Genomic DNA, 20,249 nt, shown 5'->3' with positions numbered 1-20,249 from the left:
CTTGGGGCATGAAGTACACGCAGCTGGGACGCACGGGACTCAAGGTCGGCCGGCTCGTCCTCGGGACGATGAACTTCGGTCCGCAGACCGACGAGGCCGACGGCCACGCCATCATGGACGCGGCGCTGGACGCCGGCGTCAACCTCTTCGACACCGCCAATCAGCAATTTTGATGCCGAACTGCATCGTAGCGTGTCACCAGCGCGCATGTGGCACCACGGAGAGCGCCGACCGCCACCCCCAAATCGCCCTGCACGCAGAGCAGGAGGCAGCGGTCCACATGCAGATTTGTTACTTCACCATGCGAAAGCTTCGGGGGACGGTCCCGGCCCCGGGAAGATCTCGTCGAGAGCCACAAGGAGCTCCGCGCCCAGGTCCAGATCGAGGGCGCGCAGCGCTGAGTCAAGCTGCTCCTGCGTGCGTGGGCCGACGATCGGTCCTGTCACGCCGGGACGGGTGAGCAGCCAGGCCAGGGCGGCCTCGCCTGGTTCGATGCCGTGCTTGTCGAGCAGGTTCTCGTACGCCTGGATCTGCTCGCGCGTGCGGGCGTCCTTGAGGGCGTCGGCGGCCCGTCCGCTCGCCCGGCGCCCCTCCGTGGCCTCCTTCTTGAGGACTCCGCCGAGCAGCCCGCCGTGCAGCGGCGACCACGGGATGACCCCGAGGCCGTAGTCCTGCGCGGCAGGAATGACCTCCATCTCGGCGCGGCGCTCGGCGAGGTTGTAGAGGCACTGCTCGCTGACGAGCCCGACCCGGCCGTGTGTCTTCGCGTTCTCGTTGGCCTGGGCGATCTTGTAGCCGGGGAAGTTCGAGGAACCGGCGTAAAGGATCTTCCCTTGTTGGACCAAGACGTCGATCGCCTGCCAGATCTCCTCGAACGGCGCCGAACGGTCGATGTGATGGAACTGGTAGACGTCGATGTAGTCGGTCTGGAGCCGCTTGAGGGAAGCGTCCACGGCACGGCGGATGTTCACGGCGCTGAGCCGGTCATGGTTGGGCCAGGCCGGTCCGTCGGCGCCCATGTTCCCGTAGACCTTGGTGGCCAGGACCGTCTTGTCACGACGCCCGCCGCCCTTGGCGAACCAGGTACCGACGATCTCCTCGGTGCGCCCCTTGTTCTCACCCCACCCGTACACATTTGCAGTGTCAACGAAATTCAGCCCCGCATCGAGCGCCGCATCCATGATGGTGTGGCTGGTGGCTTCATCCGTCTGAGGCCCGAAGTTCATCGTGCCGAGCACGATGCGACTGACCTTGAGTCCGGTACGTCCCAGCTGCGTGTATTCCATGGTCGCCAAGCGAACCCCTTCGAGTCCACTCCACGCAAGACGTCCGGCGGGCGGCGGGTACGCCTGCCTCAGACGCCCTCGCCGATGCGCCGGTACAGCGTGACGCGTGAGACGCCCAGGGCCCTGGCGATGGCGTTGACGCTCTCGCCCTTGGCCCGTCTGGCGCGGGCGACCGTGAGCATGTCGTCGTTCATGACAGCGGGCCGTCCACCGGTACGCCCCTGCGCCCTGGCCGCGTCCAGCCCGGCGCGGGTGCGCTCCTTGATGAGGCTGCGCTCGAACTCTGCCATCGCTCCGACGACCTGGAGCATGAGGCGGCCGTCGGCCGTGCCTGGGTCGGTGTTGGCCAGTGCACCCGTGAGCACCTTGAAGCCGATGTCCCGCTCTCGAAGGGTGTCGACCATGGACACGAGGTCGATGAGCGACCGAGCGAAGCGGTCCAGCTTCCACACACACAGGCTGTCGCCGGCACGGGCGTAGTCGAGTGCTGCGTGCAGCTCTGGCCGATCGGTGTTCTTGCCGCTCGCCTTGTCCTCGAAGATGCGGGCGCAGCCTGCGTCAGCGAGCGCGTCACGCTGGAGCTGCGCCTCTTGGTCGCCGGTGGAGACGCGGGCGTACCCGATGAGCTGGCCAGTGTTCATGTTCGCCGTCACAGCCGAGACAATCTCAGCTTGACTCTGACGCGTAAATAACTGCAGGTGGGTGCTCTCTCGGACAGGGGTATCGGCCCGGTCGGAGTCGTCTCCGCCGGGCTTCGGACATGCTCGTTCATCCAGCGGCGTCCATCGGGTCGAGGGTGACGCGGTAGCCGAGTTCGTTCAGCCGGGAGACGGCTCGGCGTGCGGCCCGCTCGGGATCTCGTTGGGTGAAGTAGCTGCCGCCGAGCTCGTGGTAGGGCACGTTGTCGTTGAGCATGTGCCAGATCGCGGTGATGATCGAGTGCTCGACGGCGACCAGCGCCTTGATCGGGCCGCGGCGAGCGGTCAGCCGCTTGTAGCGTGCCTGCAGGAAGGAGTCCTTGGTCCGTGCCGCTCCGAATGCGGCCATCCCCAGTGCCCCGGCGAGTGTCGGGAACATCCTGTTCTGGGGTGTTGATCTGGAGGGTGGGCCCGGGAAGCAGGTGAACACGGCACCTGTGGATCATGGAGTTCTCTCCGCTTCAAGATCCACGAAGGTGCCGTGTTCGTTCCTCCATCATCCCCTGTCGCTGCCCCCGCTTGCGCGGTGCCCCGCCTGGAAGCCCTCGGCGAGGGAGCCGCCAAGGACCAAGTCCGTGACCTGATCGTCGAGTTCGAGTCGGTCACCGATCCGAGAGGGGCGCGCGGGGTGCGCTACCGGCTCTCCTCGCTGCTGGCCCTGATGGTCTGCGCTATGACCCCGTCCGGACACGACTCGATCACCGCGGCGGCGAAGTGGTGCCGACGCGCGACGCCGGAGGAACTGGCCGCCTTCGGCCTGCCCTACCACCCGCTCCTCGGCCGCTACCGGGTGCCGAGCGAGAAGACCCTGCGCAGCGTCCTGGGACGCCTGGATCCCGGCGAGATCAGCGCGGCGGCCTATGGCTACCTTCGGCCCCTGCTGTCCCCACGGCCCCGCCGGCCGGAACCGGTCATGCCCGACGGCGGCACCGAGCGCGAACAGCGCCGGGCCCACCGGACAGCCGCCCACGCCGATCCGGTACGCATCCGGCGGCGGGCGATCGCGGTGGACGGCAAGTGCCTGCGCGGCGCCCGCCGCCCGGACGGCAGCCGGGTCTTCGTCCTGTCCGCCGTCCGCCACGGCGACGGCGTCACGCTCGCCTCCCGCGAGATCGGCGCGAAGACCAACGAAATCCCCGAGTTCGCACCCCTCCTCGACGGAATCGACGACGCAGATCTCGCGGGGACGATCGTCACCGCCGATGCACTCCACGCCCCACGCGACCACGCCACCTACCTGCACGAACGCGGCGCCCACTACCTGCTGACCATCAAGAACAACCAACGCGCACAAGCCCGTCAGCTCCACGCCCTGCCCTGGAAGAAGATCCCCGTGATCCACCGCGACGACGCCCGGGGCCACGGCCGACACGAGCAGCTGCTCGTGCAGGTCGTCACCGTCGACGGCCTGCTCTTCCCCCACGCGGCCCAGGTCCTGCGCATCCAGCGCAGACGCCGCCTCTACAGGGGCGAAGAAGTGGTCCAGCGAGACCGTCTACGCCATCACCGACCTGCCCGCCGAGGAAGCGAACGCCGCCGAGATCGCGTCCTGGGCTCGCGGGCACTGGACCGCGGAAAACACCGTCCACTGGTGCCGCGATGCCACCTTCAACGAGGACAAGTCCCAGGTCAGGACCCACAACACGCCCGCCGTACTCGCAGCCCTCCGCGACCTGATCCGCAGCACACTCAAGCTCGCGGGTTACATCAACACCGCCGCCGGACGACGAGCCCACACCGAACGCCCCCGCGCCCTCGCCCTCTACGGCATCACATGATCAAACCGGACGATCCAGGCACTCGCCGGGGCCCTGGCACTGGGGATGGCCGCATTCGGAGCGGCACGGACCAAGGACTCCTTCCTGCAGGCACGCTACAAGCGGCTGACCGCTCGCCGCGGCCCGATCAAGGCGCTGGTCGCCGTCGAGCACTCGATCATCACCGCGATCTGGCACATGCTCAACGACAACGTGCCCTACCACGAGCTCGGCGGCAGCTACTTCACCCAACGAGATCCCGAGCGGGCCGCACGCCGAGCCGTCTCCCGGCTGAACGAACTCGGCTACCGCGTCACCCTCGACCCGATGGACGCCGCTGGATGAACGAGCATGTCCGAAGCCCGGCGGAGACGACTCCGACCGGGCCGATACCCCTGTCCGAGAGAGCACCCACCTGCAGTTATTTACGCGTCAGAGTCAAGCTCAGAACTCGTCTCAATACGTCAAGCTTGGGGCGGGGGGTTTCGAGACGGGTTTTGAACAGCGCTGGGCTCCCTTCTGGGATGCCTGATACCTCGTCTCGCAAACCTTGGTTTCTGAGACACCCGTTTCTGAATCACGCGCTGCGCCCTGTCGGTCGCGGTGGCAACCGACGTACGCCGTCTGCCTGTACGTCGCTGTGATCTCGCGGGCCCGCTGGTAGCGAAGCCTGCCAGCCGCTCGCGCGGACGCAGCACGAGCCAGCCTTGGCGATGAGGGAAGGGGGTATATCCCCCGGAGGGGTCTTTACCCGACCGCCGAGTCTTACCGGCCGAGATCGCGCCACGGTTTCAGGGTTGATCAAGCTCTCACGGCATTGCGCAGGAACATTCCCACCATGGCTTCCATGTGCACTGCTGCGCCCTCGACTTCGGGCCAGATCTCTTCTGTAAGCACATCTCGTGGCGTCCGGAGAATTTCGACGCTCCATCTGGCCGACAGCCGCAAGACCTCATTCACGGCTTCGAGGAACTCCTCATACACAAAGTTAACCCCACTCTCCTCCTCCCATGACGACACTGCGGCGCGAAATCGGAGGCGCTGATCCGCGAGCCGGTCGGCGTGCATCCGTGCGTCGTGCCGCAGTTGTTGAAGCTCATGCGCAGCACCGGGGGGATCAGCCTCTCTCGCTGCGTAGTTCCAGACCTTTTTGACAGTCTCGGAGAGGCGCACCATGTTCACATACATCTCGCTGGCGGCGCGTCGACGCGGAGAGTCCGTCTGGTGCTCGACAGAGATCGAGTACTTGTCGCCGAATACCGTCTCTTCCATCGTCTGGCGATCGGCGTTGAACTGAACTCCTACGTGCTGACCCTGCTGGTCGAAGCTGCTTTCATCCACCGAGCGCCCCAAGCATTGCGGCGATCTGACTCCCGATTCCCGTGGCCAGGCTGCCCATCTCAAGCACTCGCCGCAGCCGCCCTCCCGTCTCAGCGGTGTCGCCAGACGCTGCTGCATCGCGCGCGGCTACCAGCTCCGCCTGCACTTCGGGAGGCAAGGGTGGCTCCGTCTGGTGAGCCTGCGCCAGAACATTTTCCACCCCAGCAGCAATGTCGGCCATCGAGGCCAACGATCCAACGGTCATGTTCTCAGCGTTGTGCTGAACGCCGACAGTCTGGTTGTGCTGGTTGAAGGTTGCCACGCGGTCACGGTACGGCGCACGCGGCACTCTGAGCAACGCGTTCACAGTCTCAACTTTCGTACCCTGCTGCCTCGTTCGAGTAGGAGTGGCGGCGGGCCAAGGGGCCATTCCCCGAGGGGCGCTGTCGCGCCCTACAGCCGTTTTACTGTCGAGCCGCACAAGCTCTGTCGGCCCCGAAAGGGGCCGCACATCCGTCAGCCGTCTTCCGATGCGGCGGCCTTCCGGCCGCCCCTGCTGCTTACCTCTTCGTCGTTGCACGGCTTCTGGCTTCGCAGTTCGCCAGAGGTCTGCGTGCTGGTCGGCCGCAGTTCGCCAGAGGTCAGACGGCTGACGTACTTACGTAAGTGAAGTGAGGAGCGAGGCTTGCCAAGCGGAGCGAGGTAGCTGGTGGTGATGACGCTTCCTGTAAGGGGGAGCCGTCACCACCACCAGCGCTCAGGCCGTGGCGGCAGGCTTTCGGACCCAGCGTCCGCCGACACGCTCCAGCCAGTCCCTGAGCTTCGGCCGTACAGTCTCGTCGCCCTTCGGCTTCGTCAGTCTTCGCTGCGAATCGCTGCCATGTTGCGTACGCGCTGCTTGAAGTCCATCGGGATCAGAACCTGAACCCGTCCGACGGGGTGCTGCCACATGCCGTCATGGCCGTCGACGGACATGAGCTGCGCGGCCGTCATCCCCTGAATCGGCTCGGAGTGGATGACGGCCTTGGCCCCTGCGGCACGGAGCTCCTTTCCCTTCTCGTGCTGGGTCGACAGCTTGCTCCACCGCTCCCGGTAGGTCTCTCCCGTTGGGATCTCCTCCCAGGTGTCCGGTCGTGTGGGCTGTGCGATGAGCTGCTGGCGTCGCGCGTCCAGCCGTTTGTACGTCTCGCGGTACTCCTGCTTGCCCAGCTCGCTGGAGTAGAGGCCCGCCTCGCGGTCTTCCCGCAGGTCCGCCAGGGCACGGTTCACTTCCTCGATGTCGCGCGTGTAGTCCACCCCCGGCCGGAAGACCTTCCGGACGATCTCGACGTCCCCTGCGGCGAGGAGGAACGCCTTCTCCACGGCGTCCTCCAGCGTGTGAGCCGCAATGCCCTTGCTTCCGGTCGGGCACGGCTTGTGGGTGGTCCGCGAGGCGCAGCGGTAGTAGGGCCAGTTACGGCCGGGGCCGAGATACGCGGGTTCCCCACAGGTGCAGAACGCAACCCGGAGCAGGGGTGAGCCGCCCTTGCGGTTTCCGTTGCGCTGACTGGTGTTCTCGTCCAGCTTCTTGTTGGCCAACTCCCACTCCTCCTGCGTGATCAAGGGCTCCGCGCGCTGAAGAGGCTGGCCATCGGCGTCCCGGACGACTCGGGTCCGCTTCACCTTCTTCCCGTCAACCATCACTTCCTCAGTCACTTCCATCTGCCCCAGGACACAGCGGGAGCGCACGACCTTGGACGTGTTCGCGGCAGTCCAGCGGCTCCCCTTCGGGGTCTTGCCGCTCCGGATCATCTGGGCGTCCAGGGACGTCGGAGTCTTGGACGTGTCCTCGTTGAGCCATCGCGCGATGCTGTTCGCCGACTCGCCCTCGATGAGACGGCGAACGATCTCGCGGAGCGTCCCGGCCGTGTCCGTTCCGTAGTCGTCCGGCACCAGCTTCCACCCCTCGCCGGTCTCCTGCTTCTCCTCGCGGTACCCGTATGGTGTGCGGCCACCTCGCCAACGCCCCTCCTTCACCAAGTGGTTGTAGGACGACTTGGCCCGCGCCTTGATGGCCTCAAGTTCCCCCTCCGCGAAGGACGCGATCAGGCTCAGGAGGAGCTTCCCCATCTGTGTGTTGAGGTTGATCCCGTCCTCGACGGTCGCTACCTCCTTGGCGTTCTTCTCGCACCACTCCAGGAGGGTGTGCACGTGCAGCACGCGCCGCGAGAGGCGGTCGATCTTCAGCGCGCAGAGGATGTCGTACTCATCGGCGCGCGACTCCTCCATCGCGATCCTGTGCTCGATCGCGCTGACCTCCTTTCCGATGGTCGAAGGCAGCCACTTGCCGAACTCCGGGCGCTTCCACGGCTCCACCCCGCCAGACACGTCGATGTCCTCGACCCATCCCACGACGACATGCCCCTCCTGGTCGGCCCATCGCTGGATGGACCGACGCTGCCGCTCCGGCGATGTGGTCTCGTCCGACACCCTCGACAGACGGACCACACCCAGAACTCTCGCCATGCTCGTTCCCCCTCTCCCCTGCAGCACGCATCGTGCACAAGGGGTGACGTTATGTGGTTCGGATCATGGCGTCAAAATTGATCTTTGGACAAAGCCAACGTCTACGGGTGGGGCGAGAACAAGGGCCGCACCGAGGAGATCATCGACAACTGGTTCGCCCAGGGCGGCGGGCGGCGCGACAAGGTCGTGCTCGCCACCAAGGTGTACGGGAACATGGGCGCCGACGGCGAGGCGTGGCCCAACCACGACAAGCTGTCCGCCCTGAACATCCGGCGTGCCGTGGACGCCTCGCTGAAGCGGTTGCAGACCGACCACATCGACCTGTACCAGTTCCACCACATCGACCGCAGCACGTCGTTCGACGAGATCTGGCAGGCCGTCGACGTCCTGGTCCAGCAGGGGAAGGTCCTCTACGCCGGGTCGTCCAACTTCCCCGGCTACAAGATCGCCCAGGCGAACGAGACCGCGGCCCGGCGCGGCGGGACCATCGGCCTGGTCAGCGAGCAGTGCCTCTACAACCTCGCCGAGCGCCGGGCCGAGATGGAGGTCATCCCGGCCGCGCGGGAGTACGGGCTCGGGGTCATCCCCTGGTCGCCGCTGCAGGGCGGGCTGCTCGGCGGTGTGATCAGGAAGCAGGTCGAGGGCGGACGCCGCGCCTCCGGACGGGCCGCCGACACCCTCGCCGACCCGGCGGGCCGCGCCCGGATCCAGGCGTACGAGGACCTGCTCGACCAGCACGGCATCGAGCCCGGCGAGGCGGCCCTGGCCTGGCTGCTCACCCGTCCCGGGGTGACCGGCCCGATCGTCGGTCCGCGCACCGCCGGGCAGCTGGAATCGGCGCTGCGGGCGGTCGAGCTGGAACTGGGCGAGGAGCTGCTGGCCTCACTGGACGAGATCTTCCCCGGCCCGGGCCCGTCCCCGGAGGCCTTCGCCTGGTAGGACGGCAGCCACAGCGGTGGTGGCGTCGGCGCGAGGATCGGGTTCTATCCTCCGAGCGCCGACGCCAGCGCCACCATGACGAACATCAGTACGAGCGCACCGGCCATGATCCGGTTCCGGGTTTTCGGGTCCACGTCGTCGAGCCTAACCGGCCGACCCGAGCGGGCAGCGCGCGACCACCTCGTAACGGGGCTGCTCGCCCGGTACGCCCGACCTCGGCAGGTGGCTGCGCACCAGCGCCACCTCGCCCACGGTCCAGGAGCGGCTCCGGAACCCGGCGAGCGCCCGCAGGCACGGCTGCACGTCGACGCCGGTGCCGCTGCGGGCCAGCGTCAGGTGGGCCTCGTAGCGGCGGTGCTCCTCCCTCTCGACGCCCGCCTTCCGCCCCGCCGCCCCGGCGCGCTCGGCGAGCAGGCGCAGGGTCCGCAGGTCACCGTCCGCCCCGGCCCACACCGCCCTCCCGTGCCCGAAGTGGCCACCCCCGCTCAGCGCCAGCTCGAACGGCCCGGTCCGCGCCGCCGCCCGTTCCAGGCGCGCCGTCAGCCCGGGCACGAGAGCGTCGTCGACCTCGCCGTAGAAGGCGAGCGTGAAGTGCCGGCCGGGAGGGCCGGTCCAGCGCAGCCCCTCGGCACCGGGGAGCCCTCGCAACACCTCGACCTCGGCGGCGAGCTCACGGGACACGTCGTCGGGGGGCAGCAGGGCGGCGAAGAGTCTCATGCGTCCAGTCTCCCGGTGGAACGCGTGTACGCCCGTGTGCGTCCTGGTCACCGTGCGTATCGTTGTACCGCGCGGCTGCACTCGTCCGGAGCACAGCCGGGGAGGAGCGCCACGATGACCGTCCTTGCAGACAGGATCGAGATGGCCGAAAGCACCGGCGACCTCACGCTCGACGCGATGTTCGAGTGGCTGGAGAAGATGCCCGTCCCCGAGGGATACAAGACCGAGATCGTCGGGGGGCACATCTTCATGACGCCGCAGCGGAACACCCACTGGGACATCATCCTGGACATCGTTGAGCAACTGCGCGCCACGTACCCGCGCAAGCGCGTCAAATCCGACCTCCGTATGGACTACCCGGGACGCCTCAACGGGTTCGCGTCCGATGTGGTGGCCCTCGCGGACGGCGCCCAGCAGGGTGTCAAGGGCCGCTGGCGTCACGAGGACGTCGAGTTCATCGCCGAGGTGATCTCCAAGGACACCGCGGGCAACGACTACGGCCCGAAGAAGGACACCTACGCCACCGCCGGCGTACCGGTGTACCTGACCGTGGACCCGTACACCGGCGAGTGGCACCTGCACACGCAGCCGAAGGACGGGAAGTACCACGTCGACGTCACCTTCGACTTCGGCGAGGAGATCGACCTGACCCGGACGGCCGTCGGCCTCGTCCTCAGGACCGACGGGTTCCCCCGCGACTGACCGCCCCTCCCGGCCGCCCGCGTCCGCTCCGTCGGCCCCGTCACCCCACCGGCGTCAGTGCCTTCTGCCGTTCCCGCGGCACGAACCGCATCCGGGGATGCCCGCCGTGCCAGCCGACCGTCAGGCGCAGGTTGCCGACGCGGGCCAGGATCAGGCCGATCACGGCGGCGGCGAGGGCCGCGACCGCACCGCCCGCCGCAAGGCCGACGCGGGCTCCGTGGGTGTCGGTGATCCAGCCGACGATCGGAGCGCCGACGGGCGCGCCGCCGAGGAAGACCATCATGTAGAGGGCCATGACGCGACCGCGTACGGCCGGGTCGGTGGCCATCTGGATGCTGGTGTTGACGGTGACGTTGACCGTCATCGCGACCAGGCCGATCGGGACCATGAGCAGGGCGAACAGCCACAGGGCGGGTGCCCCGGCGGCGACGATCTCCAGTCCGCCGAAGGCCAGCGCGGCCAGGATCAGCAGCCGCAGGCGGGCCGTGCCGCGCCGGGCGGCCAGCAGGGCGCCGGCCACCGAGCCGACCGCCATCAGCGTGTTGAACAGGCTGTACGCGCCCGCGCCCCCGTCGAAGACGTCGTCGGCGAAGGCCGAGAGGTAGACGGGGAAGTTGAAGGCGAAGGTGCCGATGAACCCCACCAGGACGATCGGCCAGAGCAGCTCGGGCCGGCCCGCGACGTAGCGCAGCCCCTCCCGCAGCTGCCCCTTGCCGCGCGGGGACGGCGTGACGGCGTGCAGTTCACGGGAGCGCATCATCAGCAGGCCGGCGATCGGCGCGACGAAGGACACGCCGTTGAGGAAGAATGCCCAGCCCGTGCCGACGCCGGTGATCAGCACACCCGCGACGGCGGGGCCGACCAGCCGGGCGGACTGGAAGTTCGCGGAGTTCAGGCTGACCGCGTTCTGCAGCCGGCCGGGGCCGACGAGTTCCGCGACGAAGGACTGGCGGGCCGGGTTGTCGAGCACCGTGGCCAGGCCGGCGACGAAGGCGGCGACGTAGACGTGCCAGATCTGGACGTGGCCGGTGAGCGTGAGGGCGGCCAGTGCCAGCGAGGTGAGGGCCATCGCGGACTGGGTGAACAGGAGTGTGGGGCGTTTACGCAACCGGTCGACGAGGACGCCGCCGTACAGGCCGAACAGCAGCATCGGCAGGAACTGCAGGGCCGTGGTGATGCCGACGGCGGCCGAGGAGCCGGTGAGGGTGAGCACCAGCCAGTCCTGGGCGATGCGCTGCATCCAGGTGCCGGTGTTGGAGACGACCTGGCCGGCGAAGAACAGGCGGTAGTTCCTGACCTTCAGAGAAGAGAACATCCCGGCCTTGCGGGGCTTGTCTCCCCTGACGTCGGTGCCGGTGTGAGTACCGGTGCCGGTTTCGGTGTCGCGGGCGGTCTGGTTGTCGTCGTGGTCCGGTGCGGGGACGGAGTCTGCTCCGGGTCCCGTACTCAAGGTTCGCCTCCTGGTGACAGCCGCTGTTGCTTCGTACCTCGTACCTCGTACCTCGTGCCCCGTGTCTCGCCGGTGCCTCACCGCGCGCCCCGGTCACCGCGCACCTCGCGCGCCTAGACGTGCGCGAGCTTCTCCAGGACGGGGGCGGCGGCACGGAGCTTCGCCCATTCGTCCTCGTCGAGTTCCTCGGCCAGGGTGGCCAGGAAGACGTTCCGCTTGCGGCGGCTCTCGTCCAGCATTGCCTCGGCCTGTTCGGTCTGCGTGACGACCTTCTGGCGCCGGTCGTCGGGGTGCGGCTCCAGCCGGACCAGACCCTTGCCCTCCAACAGCGCAACGATGCGGGTCATCGAGGGCGGCTGGACATGTTCCCTGCGGGCGAGCTCGCCCGGGGTGGCCCGGCCGCACCGGGCCAGGGTGCCCAGCACCGACATCTCGGTGGGACTGAGCGACTCGTCGACGCGCTGGTGCTTGAGCCGACGGGACAGTCGCATCACGGCGGATCGAAGGGCGTTCACGGCGGCTGCGTCGTCGCCATGGCTGAGGTCCGACATGTTGCTTAGCGTAACTCATTACTCTCGCTAAAGGACCACCCTTGACACACTCGGATTGTGCGGGCACCCGTGGCATCGGCCCCCCGCGCGCCGGAACACCGGGGCGGACCACGAGGCCGAATTACTCACTCGAATCACTCATACGGGTGGCCTCGGTGTGGAAGCGCGCACGCCGGGCCGGGATGCGCGGCAACGCTCATGCCCATGGGCACCGACGTACTCAGCCTGCGCATGGACCACGAGCTGCTCGAGCGGCTCCGGCAACATGCCGCCAGACGCGGAATGAGCGTCCAGGACTATGTCGTCCAGACGCTCACTCGCGATGACTTCGACCAGCGGTTCCAGACCGCCGTCGAGGAGACGGAGAAGTTCTACGACGTCACCTGAGCCGCACCCCTTCTCCCACGAAACCCGCTCAGGTCAGGCCCAGCGCCGGCATCAGGTAGTAGAAGGCGAACACCGCCGACACCACGTACATCGCCGCCGGCACCCCCTTGGCGCGCCCGGCCGCCAGGCGCAGCACCACGAAGGTGATGAAGCCCATGCCGATGCCGTTGGTGATCGAGTAGGTGAACGGCATCATCACCATGGTCACGAAGGCCGGGATGGCGATGGTGTGATCCGCCCAGTCGATCTCCCTGACCGAGCCCGCCAGGATCAGGAAGCCGACCGCGAGCAGCGCCGGGGTCGCCGCCTGCGACGGGACCATGGTGGCGACGGGCGTGAGGAACAGCGCGACGGCGAAGAGCGCACCGGTGACGACGTTGGCGAAGCCGGTGCGCGCACCCTCGCCGACACCGGCCGTGGACTCCACGAAGGCGGTGGTGGCGGAGGCGGAGGAGGCGCCACCCGCGGCGACCGCGACGCCGTCGATGAAGAGGACCTTGTTGATGCCGGGCATCTGGCCCTGGGCGTCGGTCAGCCTGGCCTCGTCGGAGACACCCATGATCGTGCCCATGGCGTCGAAGAAGCACGACAGCAGCACGGTGAAGACGAACAGGACGCCGGTCAGCACACCGACCTGCTCGAAGCCGCCGAACAGGCTGACCTCGCCGATCAGGCCGAAGTCGGGGGTGGCGACCGGGTTGCCGGGCCAGGCCGGGGCCGTCAGACCCCAGGAGGGGACGTCGGCCACCGCTTCGATGACCACGGCGAGAACGGTCATCACGACGATCGAGATGAGGATCGCGCCGGGCACCTTGCGCATGATCAGCGCCAGCGTGAGCAGCGCGCCGAGGACGAAGACGAGAACCGGCCAGCCGGTGAGGTGACCGCCGGCGCCGAGCTGCATCGGCACGGTGGTGTTCGCGGCGTCCGGCATGCGGGAGACGAAGCCGGAGTCGACGAGACCGATCATCATGATGAACAGGCCGATACCGATGGCGATGGCCTTGCGCAGACCGTACGGGACGGCGTTCATCACGCGCTCGCGCAGACCGGTGGCGACCAGCAGCATGACGACGAAACCGGCCAGCACGACCATGCCCATGGCGTCCGGCCAGGACATCCGGGGGGCGAGCTGGAGCGCGACGACCGAGTTCACGCCGAGGCCGGCGGCCAGCGCGATCGGCACGTTGCCGATGACGCCCATGAGCAGCGTGGTGAACGCCGCCGTCAGGGCGGTCGCGGTGACCAGCTGACCGTTGTCGAGCTGGTTGCCGTACAGGTCCGTCGAGCTGCCCAGGATGATCGGGTTCAGCACGATGATGTAGGCCATCGCGAAGAAGGTGGCGAATCCGCCACGGATCTCGCGGGGCAGGGAGCTGCCCCGCTCGGAGATCCTGAAGTAGCGGTCGAGTGCGCCGTGGCCGGGGCCGGACCCCGGCTGATCGGGCATCGGAGCCTTGGCGGGGGCCGACGTGAGCATGCGGAAACCTCATCGCCGGCGGACTTCCCCAAGGCCCTTTGGCGTTTTCTACGAACAGAAGTGGCCAGAAACAAACGGATTCAGTATGAACACATAATGACGCCTTCGCTATCTCCGCGCGTAGACCAAAGCGGGTGGCGTGCCGCGGACGCGGCGGACGTCACACCCCCGCTCCTCGTAAGCTGTCCGCATGGCCGCTTTCCTCTCGGGTCTCTCCGACATCGTCAAGGGGACCCCCAAGCACGAGGCGCCGGAGCCCCTTGAGGGTCCCGTGGTCGCCACCGTCGCCGGCGGCACGATCATCTGGTTCGCCCTCTTCCTGGTGCAACTGCCGTTCTACGGCTGGTTCGACGACCACGGCCACACCTGGTGGCTGTGGACCTGTCTGGCCGGCGGCGGCCTCGGTTTCATCGGCATCTGGTACGTCCGCCGACGCGAGAGCGCGATCAGGCACGCTCGGGCCGCACAGGCAGCCGGGAACGGGGCCGCCCCGGAGGCCGAACCACTCCGCGCCCCCTCCTCCTCCCCCTCCTCCCCCTCCTCCCCGACTTCCCCGACTTCCCCGACTTCCCCGACTTCCCCGACCGACTGACGTCGCCGCCGGCCGGACGTCTCCGTACGTCCCTGCCGGTCCGGCGAACCGACCGGCCGACCGGCCGCCCGCGACTCCCGTACGACCACGGTGCCACCACCGTCCTCCTCCGGTCGGATCTTCCGCGCAACGGGTGGGTGGGGCCGTGCCCGCGCACGTACCGTCGTCCGCATGACGCATCTCGACGCGGACCCTCAGTCCGATGCCGTGCATCCCGGCACCCGCACGTCACCGGTGACCGGCCTGACCTCCGCCGAGGTGGCTCAGCGGGTGGCCCTCGGGCAGGTCAACGACGTGCCGGTGCGCAGCAGCCGGTCGCTGACCGAGATCGTCCGCGCGAACGTCCTCACCCGGTTCAACGCGATCATCGGCATCCTCTGGGTGATCATGCTGGGCGTCGCGCCCATCCAGGACAGCCTGTTCGGCTTCGTGATCCTCGCCAACACCGGAATCGGCATCATCCAGGAGTGGCGGGCGAAGAAGACCCTGGACTCCCTGGCCGTGATCGGCGAGGCGCGGCCGACGGTGCGCCGGGACGGGGCGAGCGCCGGGATCGGCACCGCACAGATCGTGCTGGACGACCTGATCGAGATCGGGTCGGGCGACAAGATCGTCGTCGACGGTGTGTGCGCGGAGGCCGACGCGCTGGAGATCGACGAGTCACTGCTCACCGGAGAGGCCGACCCCGTCGTCAAGCGGCCGGGGGACCGGGTCATGTCCGGCAGCTTCGTGGTCGCGGGCGGCGGAGCCTTCCAGGCGACGAGGGTGGGGCGCGAGGCGTACGCGGCGCAGCTCGCCGAGGAGGCGTCCCGGTTCACGCTGGTCCACTCCGAGCTGCGCTCGGGCATCTCCACGATCCTCAAGTACGTGACGTGGATGATGATCCCGACCGCGACCGGGCTGATCATCAGCCAGTTGTTCGTCAAGGACAACGAGTGGAAGGACTCCATCGCCCGCACGGTCGGCGGGATCGTGCCGATGGTCCCCGAAGGGCTGGTGCTCCTCACCTCGGTGGCCTTCGCGATCGGGGTCGTCCGGCTCGGCCGCAAGCAGTGCCTGGTGCAGGAGCTGCCCGCGATCGAGGGGCTGGCCCGCGTCGACACGGTCTGCCTGGACAAGACCGGCACCCTCACCGAGGGCGGCATGGACGTCACGGAGCTGCACCTGCTCGACGACGCCAACGGCGGCGCCCCCGAAAGCGGCGGCAGCAACGGCCGCGACAGCGACGAGGCGTACGTGCGGAAGGTGCTCGGCGCACTCTGCGTCTCCGACCCGCGTCCGAACGCCTCGCTCCGGGCGGTCGCCGACGCCTACCCCGACGCCGGTGACTGGCGGCGCGTCGGCGCCCTGCCCTTCTCCTCCGCCCGCAAGTACAGCGGTGCCGCCTTCACCGAGGGCGACGGGACCACGTCCGTCTGGCTGCTCGGCGCACCCGACGTGCTGCTCGACGCCGGCGATCCGGCCCTGGCCCGCACGGGACGGCTGAACGAGCAGGGCCTGCGGGTGCTGCTCCTCGCCCGCGGCCAGCGCGGCCTGGACGACCCCGAGGTCGCCGTCGGGGTCCGCCCCACCGCGCTGGTGGTGCTGGAACAGCGGCTGCGGCCGGACGCGGCGGACACGCTGGCGTACTTCGCCGAGCAGGACGTCGACGCCAAGGTCGTCTCGGGCGACAACGCGGTGTCGGTCGGCGCGGTCGCCGGGAAGCTCGGGCTGGCGGGGACCGTCGTCGACGCGCGCGGGCTGCCCGCCGGCCGGGACGCGATGGCCGGGGCGCTCGACGAGGGCACGGTGTTCGGGCGGGTCACCCCGCAGCAGAAGCGGGACATGGTGGGCGCGCTCCAGTCCCGCGGGCACACGGTCGCGATGACCGGCGACGGGGTGAACGACGTGCTGGCCCTGAAGGACGCCGACATCGGGGTGGCGATGGGCTCCGGCTCGGAGGCCACGCGGGCGGTCGCGCAGATCGTGCTGCTCAACAACAGTTTCGCCACGCTGCCGTCGGTGGTGGCGGAGGGGCGGCGGGTGATCGGCAACATCACCCGGGTCGCGACGCTGTTCCTGGTGAAGACCGTCTACTCGGTGCTGCTCGCGGTGCTGGTGGTGTGCTCGCAGGTGGAATACCCGTTCCTGCCGCGCCACCTGACGCTGCTGTCCACGCTCACCATCGGCGTCCCGGCGTTCTTCCTGGCCCTGGCCCCGAACAAGGAACGGGCGCGGCCGAACTTCGTACGACGGGTCATGCGGTACGCGGTCCCGGGCGGCGTGCTGGCCGCGCTGGCGACGTTCACCACCTACCTGATCGCCCGCCACCACTACAGCGGTGAGGGGGCCCTGGCCCTGGACGCGGAGACGAGCGCGGCGACGCTGACGCTGTTCCTGATCTCGATCTGGGTGCTGGCGATCATCGCCCGCCCGTACACGTGGTGGCGGATCGCCCTGGTGGCGACGATGGCCGCCGGGTTCCTGCTGGTGCTGGCCGTGCCGTGGCTCCAGGAGTTCTTCGCGCTGAAGCTGGTCGGGATGACGATGCCGTGGGTCGCGGTCGGCATCGCGGTGGTGGCGGCGGCCACCCTGGAGTTCCTGTGGAGGTGGATGGACCGCCGCTTTCCCGCTTAGCGCTCGGCTTCACGAGTGAACGTCGGGGGCGTGTTGCTTGGGGGACATCCGCGCCCCGGTGAGGGCTGGTCGCGCCCACGCGGCGGAGCCGCACACCGACACGGCCCCTCGCCCCTTGGGGCGTGACTGCGGTGAACGCGCGACCAGCAGAGCCCGCGTCCTACCGCACGTCGACGAAGTCGCCCGCCGCGGTGACCGGGGCGGTGCTCGTGATGCCGGCGTACTTGAAGCGGAAGTAGCCGTCGGTGGCGGCCGTGACGGTCGTCTTCAGGGCGCCGCCCGCGGCGGTCTTGACGCCCTTGACGTTCGTGTAGGTGCTGGTGCCCGACGTGCGGAACTGCAGCGCCACGGACTGGCCGCTGGGCAGGCCGGAGTAGGAGCCGGTCTCCCAGTTGGCGCGGCTCAGCTTACCGGTGACCGTGATCGTCTTGCCCTTCTTCACCGGCTCCGGGGAGGCGTTGACGGTCAGCCTGGAGTAGCGCTGGACCAGGGTGGAGCCGAGGCCGCCCTCGTCGGCGAACTTTTCCGTGACGTAGTCGAGGGCCAGTGCGCCGCCCTTCCAGGTGCCGGCGTCGGAGTTGATCAGCTCTCCGTAGGCCGGGTAGATGTCGATCTTGCCCGAGCAGTTGGCGGTGGTCGACGAGGTCGCGGCGCAGGTCGCCGCGTAGTCGCCGAGCAGGAGGTTGACCGGGGCGTCGTAGGAACCCTTGTAGATGTAGGGGCCGGTCGCGAAGTCCTCGGACTTGGTGTCGACACCGGCACCGTGCTTGATCTTGTAGGTCACCGTGGTGGAGACCTTGTTCGTGGTGCCGACCTTGACCGTCTTGGCGATCTTGAAGTCCGAGAAGGAGACGTCGAGGTCGCCGACGGCGGCGGCGCCGAACGCGGACCGGGCGGCGGGCGCGCCGTGCGAGGCGGCGAAGGCGGCGGCCTCCTCACGGAACGAGGGACCGTCGGCCTGCGCGGCCGGGACGGTGAGGGCGGACAGGGCCAGGGCGCCGGAGAGTGCGGCGACGGTGGCACGAATACGCATGCGTTCCCCATGTGGAGAAAGGGGCCCTGGTGGACGCCGGAATTCACGGGTACGTCACCCAACGGCTCGTCGTCACACCCGGGACCCGAATGACCATGGAGTCTGTTGACTCACGTGATCAGATACGGAACAACAGCGAATGGTTGTACGAGAGATGAAAAATACGTGCGGGACATTTCAAAATCGGCGTCCTGACCGGCAGGCCCTCGCCCTCACAGCTCGTCCGCGTCGCACGGCCGGAAGCCGGACGGGCACGGTGACCTCCTGATGATCCTGCGCGGGAACAAGGCCGGAGGCTCCCAGTCCCGGTCGCGGAGAAGAGAACTGGCGGCCCAGCTGTCCACCCCCGTGCGCACCTTCATGGCGACCGAGGCGGGCAGCGCGGGCCTGCTCCTGGCCGCTGTGGCGGTGGCCCTGATCTGGGCGAACTCACCCTGGTCGGAGGCGTACACCTCCCTCTGGCACACCGACCTTTCGCTCTCCCTCGGTGACGCCCGTCTGTCGATGGACCTCGGGCACTGGGTCAACGACGGGCTGATGGCCCTCTTCTTCTTCGTCATCGGCCTGGAGGTCCGCTACGAGGTCTCCGTGGGCGAGCTGAACAGCCGCCGCAGGCTCATGCTCCCGGGCCTCGCCGGAACCGGCGGCATGCTCGTGCCCGTCCTGCTGTATCTGGCGATCACGCCCGGGGGCGACGCCGCCACGGGCTGGGGTGTGGTCATCGGCACCGACACGGCGTTCATGCTGGGCGCGCTCGCCGTGGTGGGCCCGCGCTTCGTCACGCAGTTGCGCGTCTTCCTGCTGGCCGTCACCGTCATCGACGACATCGTGGCCGTCACCGTGATCGGCGTGGTCTACTCCGACAGCATCAGCGTGCCGGAACTGGTCGCCGCGCTCGCCCTGGGCGTGGCGCTGTCCGCGCTGACCCGCTTCAACGTCTGGCGGGCCGCTCCGTACGTCCTGATCGTCCTGGTGATGTGGCTCGCCACCCTCCAGGCCGGCCTGCACGCCTCCATCGCCGGCATGCTCGGCGGTCTCCTGATCCCCGCCACGAACCCGTCGCGCGAAGGGGTGGAGCAGGCCACGCGGCTCTTCCGCGCCTTCCGCCAGTCCCCCCTCGCGGACGTCGGCAGGACCGCGCACCAGGGGCTCCGGCAGGCCGTCTCGGTCAACGAGCGCCTCCAGACGGCGCTCCACCCCTGGTCCAGCTACGTCATCGTCCCGGTGTTCGCACTGGCCAACGCCGGTGTCGACCTGCGCGGCGGCGTCCTGACCGACGCCCTGACCTCCTCCCTCACCTGGGCCGTGGCCGTCGGTCTCGTCGTCGGAAAGCCGGCCGGCATCTGGGCCGGCGCCCGCCTCGGCACCCGGGTGGGCCTCGGTCAGCTGCCGACCGGTGTGGGGCAGGGCCATGTGCTGGGCGGGGGCGCCCTGTCCGGGATCGGCTTCACCGTCTCCCTGCTGATCGCCGGGCTCGCCTTCGACGACCCGGTGGTGCGCGCCGAGGCCACCGTCGGCGTGCTGCTGGCGGCCGTGCTCGCCGCCACCCTCGGCTGGCTCGTGTTCCGCCTGGCCGCCGTCCTGCGCGGCCAGACCGACGCGGACCTGCCCCGCTACCTGGACCGCCCGGTCGACCCGGAGACGGACCACGTCTACGGACCCCCCGGGGCGCCGCTGACCCTCGTCGAGTACGGCGACTACGAGTGCCCCTTCTGCGCACGCGCCACCGGCGTGACCCAGGAACTGCGGCAACGGTTCGGCCACCGGTTCCGCTACGTCTTCCGCCACCTGCCGCTGCCCGACGTGCACCCGCACTCCGAACTCGCCGCGCGGGCGGCCGTCGCCGCCGACGCGCAGGGGCACTTCTGGGACATGCACATCCTGCTCTTCGAGCACCAGGACGAGCTCGAGTACGAGGACGTCGCCGGCTACGCCGCCGAGCTCGGGCTCGACGTCGAGAGGTTCCTCCGCGACCTCCACGACGAGCGGACCGCCGCCAGGGTGCGGACGGACGCCGCCAGTGCCGAGGCCAGCGGTGCCCGCGGGACCCCGACGTTCTTCGTCGGCAACCGCCGGCACACCGGCCCGTACGACGCGGAGACGCTCGCCCGCGAGCTGGAGGCGTACGCGGCGGAGTCCGACGCCCGGACGCCCACGAAGTAACCGGCGGTTCCGTGGGGGGGCCGGTGTTCCGGCCCCCCCCACACACCCCACAC

Annotated in this window: 17 protein-coding genes and 3 pseudogenes; 9 read left to right on the top strand and 11 right to left on the bottom strand. The window is 68.9% G+C overall.

Features of this window, described 5'->3' with window-relative positions; translation table 11 throughout:
- Nucleotides 1-8: 8 nt before the first annotated feature.
- Nucleotides 9-161 (top strand): annotated as a pseudogene (locus HUV60_RS18945) (aldo/keto reductase); the annotation flags it as partial.
- Nucleotides 162-296: 135 nt separating this feature from the next.
- Here HUV60_RS18945 and HUV60_RS18940 read toward each other — a convergent pair.
- The 3 genes from HUV60_RS18940 to HUV60_RS18930 all read right to left on the bottom strand — a co-directional run bounded on the left by HUV60_RS18940 (nt 297) and on the right by HUV60_RS18930 (nt 2,363).
- Nucleotides 297-1,286, bottom strand: a complete 990-nt coding sequence (locus tag HUV60_RS18940; RefSeq protein ID WP_257850151.1) for an aldo/keto reductase — start codon at nt 1,284-1,286, stop codon at nt 297-299.
- A 68-nt stretch (nt 1,287-1,354) separates the two neighbouring features.
- Entirely contained in the window at nt 1,355-1,927 is a 573-nt protein-coding gene (locus HUV60_RS18935) for a recombinase family protein (RefSeq protein WP_257848443.1), read from the bottom strand.
- A 127-nt stretch (nt 1,928-2,054) separates the two neighbouring features.
- Nucleotides 2,055-2,363: a hypothetical protein gene (locus HUV60_RS18930; protein WP_257848442.1), complete on the bottom strand. Its 309-nt coding sequence runs from the start codon at nt 2,361-2,363 to the stop codon at nt 2,055-2,057.
- A gap of 102 nt (nt 2,364-2,465) precedes the next feature.
- Between HUV60_RS18930 and HUV60_RS18925 the strand changes: the two are divergent.
- Both HUV60_RS18925 and HUV60_RS18920 read left to right on the top strand, forming a co-directional pair.
- Nucleotides 2,466-3,762 (top strand): annotated as a pseudogene (locus HUV60_RS18925) (ISAs1 family transposase).
- Nucleotides 3,763-3,807: 45 nt separating this feature from the next.
- Nucleotides 3,808-4,086 (top strand): hypothetical protein, encoded by a 279-nt coding sequence (locus HUV60_RS18920; protein ID WP_257848441.1) that lies wholly within the window; start codon nt 3,808-3,810, stop codon nt 4,084-4,086.
- Nucleotides 4,087-4,542: 456 nt separating this feature from the next.
- On the opposite strand, the gene HUV60_RS18915 is transcribed toward HUV60_RS18920, so the two are convergent.
- The 3 genes from HUV60_RS18915 to HUV60_RS18905 form a co-directional block, all read right to left on the bottom strand.
- Entirely contained in the window at nt 4,543-5,082 is a 540-nt protein-coding gene (locus HUV60_RS18915; protein WP_257848440.1) for a hypothetical protein, read from the bottom strand.
- Nucleotides 5,075-5,383, bottom strand: a complete 309-nt coding sequence (locus HUV60_RS18910) for a hypothetical protein (RefSeq protein WP_257848439.1) — start codon at nt 5,381-5,383, stop codon at nt 5,075-5,077. Before HUV60_RS18910 ends, HUV60_RS18915 begins: the two co-directional genes overlap by 8 nt.
- Nucleotides 5,384-5,916: 533 nt before the next feature.
- The gene (locus tag HUV60_RS18905) at nt 5,917-7,566 is read right to left on the bottom strand and encodes a recombinase family protein (RefSeq protein ID WP_257848438.1); all 1,650 of its coding nucleotides are present in this window, start codon (nt 7,564-7,566) and stop codon (nt 5,917-5,919) included.
- An 87-nt stretch (nt 7,567-7,653) separates the two neighbouring features.
- Here HUV60_RS18905 and HUV60_RS18900 point away from each other — a divergent pair.
- A pseudogene (locus tag HUV60_RS18900) lies at nt 7,654-8,505 on the top strand (aldo/keto reductase); the annotation flags it as partial.
- A 144-nt stretch (nt 8,506-8,649) separates the two neighbouring features.
- On the opposite strand, the gene thpR reads toward HUV60_RS18900, so the two are convergent.
- Nucleotides 8,650-9,222, bottom strand: a complete 573-nt coding sequence (gene thpR, locus HUV60_RS18895; protein WP_257848436.1) for an RNA 2',3'-cyclic phosphodiesterase — start codon at nt 9,220-9,222, stop codon at nt 8,650-8,652.
- Between the two features lie 114 nt (nt 9,223-9,336).
- Between thpR and HUV60_RS18890 the strand changes: the two genes are divergently transcribed.
- Nucleotides 9,337-9,924: a Uma2 family endonuclease gene (locus HUV60_RS18890; RefSeq protein WP_257848435.1), complete on the top strand. Its 588-nt coding sequence runs from the start codon at nt 9,337-9,339 to the stop codon at nt 9,922-9,924.
- 40 nt (nt 9,925-9,964) lie between these two features.
- On the opposite strand, the gene HUV60_RS18885 is transcribed toward HUV60_RS18890, so the two are convergent.
- Complete coding sequence (locus HUV60_RS18885) at nt 9,965-11,374, bottom strand: MFS transporter (protein WP_257848434.1); 1,410 nt, start codon at nt 11,372-11,374, stop codon at nt 9,965-9,967.
- Between the two features lie 113 nt (nt 11,375-11,487).
- The gene (locus HUV60_RS18880) at nt 11,488-11,925 is read right to left on the bottom strand and encodes a MarR family winged helix-turn-helix transcriptional regulator (protein WP_257848433.1); all 438 of its coding nucleotides are present in this window, start codon (nt 11,923-11,925) and stop codon (nt 11,488-11,490) included.
- Nucleotides 11,926-12,129: 204 nt separating this feature from the next.
- On the opposite strand from HUV60_RS18880, the gene HUV60_RS18875 reads away from it, so the two are divergent.
- Nucleotides 12,130-12,312, top strand: coding sequence for a BrnA antitoxin family protein (locus HUV60_RS18875; RefSeq protein ID WP_257848432.1), 183 nt, complete (start codon nt 12,130-12,132; stop codon nt 12,310-12,312).
- Nucleotides 12,313-12,340: 28 nt separating this feature from the next.
- On the opposite strand, the gene HUV60_RS18870 is transcribed toward HUV60_RS18875, so the two are convergent.
- Entirely contained in the window at nt 12,341-13,792 is a 1,452-nt protein-coding gene (locus HUV60_RS18870; RefSeq protein ID WP_257848431.1) for an NCS2 family permease, read from the bottom strand.
- A gap of 220 nt (nt 13,793-14,012) precedes the next feature.
- On the opposite strand from HUV60_RS18870, the gene HUV60_RS18865 reads away from it, so the two are divergent.
- Both HUV60_RS18865 and HUV60_RS18860 read left to right on the top strand, forming a co-directional pair.
- Complete coding sequence (locus HUV60_RS18865; RefSeq protein WP_257850150.1) at nt 14,013-14,384, top strand: DUF2530 domain-containing protein; 372 nt, start codon at nt 14,013-14,015, stop codon at nt 14,382-14,384.
- A gap of 171 nt (nt 14,385-14,555) precedes the next feature.
- Nucleotides 14,556-17,000 (top strand): cation-translocating P-type ATPase, encoded by a 2,445-nt coding sequence (locus HUV60_RS18860; RefSeq protein ID WP_257848430.1) that lies wholly within the window; start codon nt 14,556-14,558, stop codon nt 16,998-17,000.
- 160 nt (nt 17,001-17,160) lie between these two features.
- Here HUV60_RS18860 and HUV60_RS18855 read toward each other — a convergent pair whose 3' ends face one another.
- Complete coding sequence (locus HUV60_RS18855) at nt 17,161-18,033, bottom strand: hypothetical protein (protein ID WP_257848429.1); 873 nt, start codon at nt 18,031-18,033, stop codon at nt 17,161-17,163.
- Between the two features lie 267 nt (nt 18,034-18,300).
- Here HUV60_RS18855 and nhaA point away from each other — a divergent pair, with 267 nt between their 5' ends.
- A complete protein-coding gene (gene nhaA, locus HUV60_RS18850; protein ID WP_257848428.1) occupies nt 18,301-20,196 on the top strand; it encodes a Na+/H+ antiporter NhaA in 1,896 nt (631 codons plus the stop codon).
- The last annotated feature ends 53 nt before the right edge of the window (nt 20,197-20,249 follow it).

The sequence above is a fragment of the Streptomyces sp. KMM 9044 genome, assembly GCF_024701375.2.
Lineage (GTDB): Bacteria > Actinomycetota > Actinomycetes > Streptomycetales > Streptomycetaceae > Streptomyces.
This window is presented reverse-complemented; position numbering and strand designations above follow the sequence as displayed.

Excerpts from the sequence above, each read along its gene's own strand:
- nhaA (WP_257848428.1), top strand. The coding sequence starts at position 18,301 with ATGATCCTGCGCGGGAACAAGGCCGGAGGCTCCCAGTCCCGGTCGCGG.
- HUV60_RS18935 (WP_257848443.1), bottom strand. The coding sequence starts at position 1,927 with ATGAACACTGGCCAGCTCATCGGGTACGCCCGCGTCTCCACCGGCGAC.
- HUV60_RS18880 (WP_257848433.1), bottom strand. The coding sequence starts at position 11,925 with ATGTCGGACCTCAGCCATGGCGACGACGCAGCCGCCGTGAACGCCCTT.
- HUV60_RS18890 (WP_257848435.1), top strand. The coding sequence starts at position 9,337 with ATGACCGTCCTTGCAGACAGGATCGAGATGGCCGAAAGCACCGGCGAC.
- thpR (WP_257848436.1), bottom strand. The coding sequence starts at position 9,222 with ATGAGACTCTTCGCCGCCCTGCTGCCCCCCGACGACGTGTCCCGTGAG.
- HUV60_RS18870 (WP_257848431.1), bottom strand. The coding sequence starts at position 13,792 with ATGCTCACGTCGGCCCCCGCCAAGGCTCCGATGCCCGATCAGCCGGGG.
- HUV60_RS18905 (WP_257848438.1), bottom strand. The coding sequence starts at position 7,566 with ATGGCGAGAGTTCTGGGTGTGGTCCGTCTGTCGAGGGTGTCGGACGAG.
- HUV60_RS18930 (WP_257848442.1), bottom strand. The coding sequence starts at position 2,363 with ATGTTCCCGACACTCGCCGGGGCACTGGGGATGGCCGCATTCGGAGCG.
- HUV60_RS18860 (WP_257848430.1), top strand. The coding sequence starts at position 14,556 with ATGACGCATCTCGACGCGGACCCTCAGTCCGATGCCGTGCATCCCGGC.
- HUV60_RS18875 (WP_257848432.1), top strand. The coding sequence starts at position 12,130 with ATGGGCACCGACGTACTCAGCCTGCGCATGGACCACGAGCTGCTCGAG.
- HUV60_RS18920 (WP_257848441.1), top strand. The coding sequence starts at position 3,808 with ATGGCCGCATTCGGAGCGGCACGGACCAAGGACTCCTTCCTGCAGGCA.
- HUV60_RS18855 (WP_257848429.1), bottom strand. The coding sequence starts at position 18,033 with ATGCGTATTCGTGCCACCGTCGCCGCACTCTCCGGCGCCCTGGCCCTG.
- HUV60_RS18940 (WP_257850151.1), bottom strand. The coding sequence starts at position 1,286 with ATGGAATACACGCAGCTGGGACGTACCGGACTCAAGGTCAGTCGCATC.